The organism is Streptomyces sp. SID11385, assembly GCF_010548245.1.
In the GTDB taxonomy this organism is placed as follows: Bacteria; Actinomycetota; Actinomycetes; order Streptomycetales; family Streptomycetaceae; genus Streptomyces.
Genome location: NZ_JAAGLR010000440.1, coordinates 1 through 4,276, shown reverse-complemented (window position 1 = coordinate 4,276; position 4,276 = coordinate 1). Strand labels below are relative to the sequence as shown.

Genomic DNA, 4,276 nt, shown 5'->3' with positions numbered 1-4,276 from the left:
GATGCCCAAGGCAGTGAGTATCCGGTATTAGACCCCGTTTCCAGGGCTTGTCCCAGAGTGCAGGGCAGATTGCCCACGTGTTACTCACCCGTTCGCCACTAATCCCCGCCCGAAAGCGGTTCATCGTTCGACTTGCATGTGTTAAGCACGCCGCCAGCGTTCGTCCTGAGCCAGGATCAAACTCTCCGTGAATGTTTTCCCGTAATCGGGAGACACCACGAGAGCGGAACCGGGAGAGGAATAATCTCCCAGGTTCACAGCGTCCTCGCTGTGTGTGTTTCAAAGGAACCTCAACCTCGGATCAGGAGATCCTCGGTCGGGGTATCAACATATCTGGCGTTGACTTTTGGCACGCTGTTGAGTTCTCAAGGAACGGACGCTTCCTTCGTACTCACCCTCTCGGGCTTTCCTCCGGGCGTTTTCCCTTCGGTATTTCGTGTTTCCGACTCTATCAGACTCTCTCGGGCCCGATTTCCTCGGTGCTTTCCGGTTCCCGGCCCGGCCTTTCGGCCTTTCCGTTTCCCTTTCGGCGTCTCCGACTTTATCAGATCTTCGGCGGCCGTTTTACCGGCTGTCCTTCGTTCCGCATTGTTCGGAGAGGTGCCCACCCTGTTCCGCTGTGAGGCGGTTCTTTCGGGGCGTGGAGGACAGTAGCAGGTCGTCAGGGGGCGATGCACATCCGGTGGGCGCCCCCTCGTACCGCCGCTCCTTGAGGGGGCGCCACCTGCGGTTTCAGCGGTTGGTGACGGTCACGTCGTCGAGCGACGCGGTCCCCTTGCCCGGCGCCGTGACAAGGAGCCGCGTGATGCGGTGGCCGCGTGCCGAGGCGTTGAGGCGGCTCGTCACCTTGGTCCAGGCGGAGAGCGGGGTCTTCTCCGCGGAGCGTGTGCGGACGGTTTCGCCGTTGTCGAGGAGGAGGTCGACGGTGACGGAGCGGCCGGCCGCGTCGGCGGGCTTCAGGTAATAGGTCAGCTCCGTCCTCCCCGTCACGGGGATGTCCACGTCGAAGACGCCGTACGAGGTCGGGGCGGCCGCCTTTCCGCTCCCCTTCACCGTGAGCGCGGTGTTCCCCCGGTGCGCGCTCCCCCCGGCGGTCGCCACCGCGAGGCCCTTCGCCGTGGCGCCCGTCGTCGGGCGGGCGTCCGTGCCCGGCTCGAACCCCGTGCGGAACTGGACGGGCCCCGTGGACGGGGGGACGGGGATCTCCGGGTCGAGCGGGTCGCGGCCGCTGATCATGCCGGTGGCCGCGCCCGCGAGGCGGAGGTAGAAGTCGGCGGAGAGATACGTGCCGTCCGCGCTCGTGGTCTGGAAGTACTGGTCGGTGGGGATCATCGAGGAGTCCTCGGCGGCCGGGGCGATCGCGGTGGCCTCGTCGTACTCGTCGAACATGGCGAGGAACGCCTGCCCCACGCCCGCCTTCCTGACGTTCACCGCCTGCTGCCACAGGAAGTCCCCGGAGCGGCGGGGGATCTCGTTGCGCGGGCCGTCCTTCCAGTTGGACCAGGAGAAGCCCGGGTAGATCACAGGGAGGTAGTCCTGCCCGCGCGGGGTGAGCGCGGCGAGGTCGGCGGTGATCTGCGGGGCGTTGTCGCCCGCGTTGCCGACCATCCACGGCGAGAGCATGTCGAGAGCTGCGTAGACGGGGCCGAAACCGGGCTTCGCGTTGGAGTCCGTGCGCCAGCCGGTGGGGACGCCGCCGACCACGTACAGGCCCTTGCTCCTGAACCAGTTCACGATGCGCTCGGACTGCTCCGCCGAGCCGGGGCGGTTGCTGAAGCCGAGGCCCCACAGCTCGACGACCGGTTTGCCGTCCTGGTGGACGTAGGCGGGGGAATCGGTGAGGTGGAGGGAGCCGGTGACGACGTTCGTCCAGTCGTCCTGGAGCACCTGTTCGAAGTTCGCGTCGGTCAGGCCGCTGACGTCGTACTCCACGTAGAAGCCGCGGCCCGTGCGCTCGGCCGCATCGCGGGCCTTGTCCGCGACCGAGTTGCGGACGGCAGCGCGCGGCGAGGCGGGGTCGGAGACGTCGCTGCCGAAGCGCTGGAGGGCCGCGCCGTCGAGGCCGTTGTCGCGCATCCAGGCGAAGTGCTGGTCGACGACGGCGGCCGGGTACGAGGAGAACAGACGGGCCGGGTCGCCGTTGCCGAGCGGGGCGTAGCCCGTGTCCGCGAGGACGGAGTCGGGGTAGGCCCGGGTGTCCGGCCACAGTTCGAAGGTCTGGTTGCCCGGTGCGGGCCGCGAGCCCGCCCAGTGGCGCCAGGCACCGAGCGGGGAGCCGTCGGAGGGGTGGTTGAACCAGCCCTGGTAGCCGGCGTAGACGTGGCCCTTGAGGGTGGGGGGCGCGGCGGTGGGGCTCGCCGCTCCGGCCTGCGTGCCGAGTGCGGTGGCCAGGAGGGTGAGGCTCGCGGCGGTGGCGAGGGAGAGACGGGTACGGCGTCTGGGCATGGGGGTCCTCGGTTCCGTGGAGGGAGCTTCGGGGACGGGCGCGGCACCGGTGAGGTGCGGCCATGAAAATCCCTCGGACGGACCTCGTCAACCGGTTGGGCGAAAGCGATTTCCCTGCGGGACAAGGGAGATGGGGGTGCGTACGCGCCATACCTTCCCTCGTGGCCGCTTAGTTCTTTGCCCTTCGTCCGGTCTTCAGGCTGGGTGTGAAGGTGGCGTGGAAGACGCTGGACGCGGCGCCGACGGCCGCTGCCTCCTCGCCGAGGTGCGAGGGGGCGACGCGCACCGTGCGGACGTGGTGGGCGAGCGGGAAGGTGTTGACGGCGGCGGTGATGACGTCCAGGTAGCGGGTGCGGACGCCGGGGAGGACGGCGGGGCCGCCGACGACGACGAGTTCGGTGTCGAAGAGCCCGACGAGCCCGGCGGCGCCCCGGGCGAGGACGCGCGCGACGCCGTCGACAATCTCGCGGACGACGGGATCGCCCTCGGCGGCGCGCGCGCAGACCCACGGGTAGGCGTCCTCGCCGCGCGGTACGGGCAGTCCGGCGGCGCGGACGCGGGCGAGGGTCGTGGAGATGGGGGCGCACTCCTCGGCGGAGCGCGGCACGCCGTCGTCGGCCGCTTCGTCGTCGCCCGCCCCGTCGTCGCCCACCGGCCGGGGGCGCCGGGCGCACAGCTCACCCAGTTCGCCCGCGTTGCCCGTCGCGCCCCGGTGCACGTCGCCGCCCAGGAAGGCGCCGCTGCCCGCGCCCGCTCCCAGGTAGAGGTAGACGAAGTCCTCGGCACGTTCGGCGGCGCCGAGCCAGCGTTCACCGATCGCCGCGGCGGTCGCGTCCTTCTCGACGACGACGGGGCTGCCGAGCAGGCCGCTGAGCTTCGTGCCGACCTCGACGCGCTCCCAGCCCTCGAAGAGCGGCGGGTCGAGCAGCACGCCCGCACGCCGGTCGAGCGGCCCCGGCAGGGCCGCCCCGTATCCCAGCACCGGCCCTCCGTGCGGCACTTCCGCCGCTGCCTCGCGGGCGAGGGCGGCCATCTGGGCGAGGCACCAGTCGGGGTCGCGCGGGGCTTCGAGCGGCATCCGGCGGCGGGCGACGACCTGGCCGCACAGGTCCACGGCGACGGCCGTGATCATCCACGGGTCGAGGTGGATGCCGACCGCGTAACCGGCGTCGGGCCGCAGGCGCAGCGGGATGCGGGGCTTGCCCGCGCCGGCCGAGCGGCCCTCGTCCTGCACGATGAGCCCCGAGGTCAGCAGGTTGCGGGTGATGCGCGAGACGGCCTGCGGGGTGAGGCCCGTCGAGGCGGCGATCTCGACGCGGCTGAGCGTGCCCGCCTCGCGGATGCTCTCGATGACGAGCTTCTCGTTGTACGAGCCGAGCGCGAGCTGGTTGAAGGCGCGCGGGGCGGGGCTCGGGGCCCCCGCGGTGGGCGGCGCGGGGGGACGTACCCAGTGCAGGGAACCCTCCGCCCCCATGTCTGGGGGCTGAAGTTCGACCAGCGCGGCGGCCAACGCCACCGGGTCGCGGGCGAGTTCGGCGAGGAGGAGGACGCGGAGGAGGGAGGGCCAGCGGGTCGCGGGGGCGAGGGCGTGGTGCCGGGCGCCTTCGGGGGCGGGGCCGAGGGCGAGGGTGTGGAGGGTGCGGCCGGGGTGGCGTGCGCGTACGGCTTCGAGCAGTGCTTCGTACGGGAGCGGGGCGGCCTCCGGGCGGTGTGCGAGGCCGTCGGCGGGGGCCGTGTCGAGGGCGTCGAGCGTGGCGTACACGGCGGCCGTCGCGTCGCGGACGAGCGCGGTGGCGCGGCGCGAGGGGCGGGGGCGGGCCTCCGGGGGCGC

General features: G+C 71.6%; 2 protein-coding genes and 1 rRNA gene. All 3 read right to left on the bottom strand.

Annotation, left to right across the window (positions count from 1 at the left end; all coding sequences use genetic code 11):
- Positions 1-192 (bottom strand): 16S ribosomal RNA (locus G3I42_RS13595); the annotation flags it as partial.
- Positions 193-732: 540 nt separating this feature from the next.
- Complete coding sequence (locus tag G3I42_RS13590; protein ID WP_164285743.1) at positions 733-2,445, bottom strand: glycoside hydrolase family 71/99-like protein; 1,713 nt, start codon at positions 2,443-2,445, stop codon at positions 733-735.
- A gap of 169 nt (positions 2,446-2,614) precedes the next feature.
- The coding region (locus G3I42_RS13585; RefSeq protein WP_164285741.1) for an ROK family transcriptional regulator at positions 2,615-4,276 on the bottom strand (1,662 nt) is incomplete at its 5' end.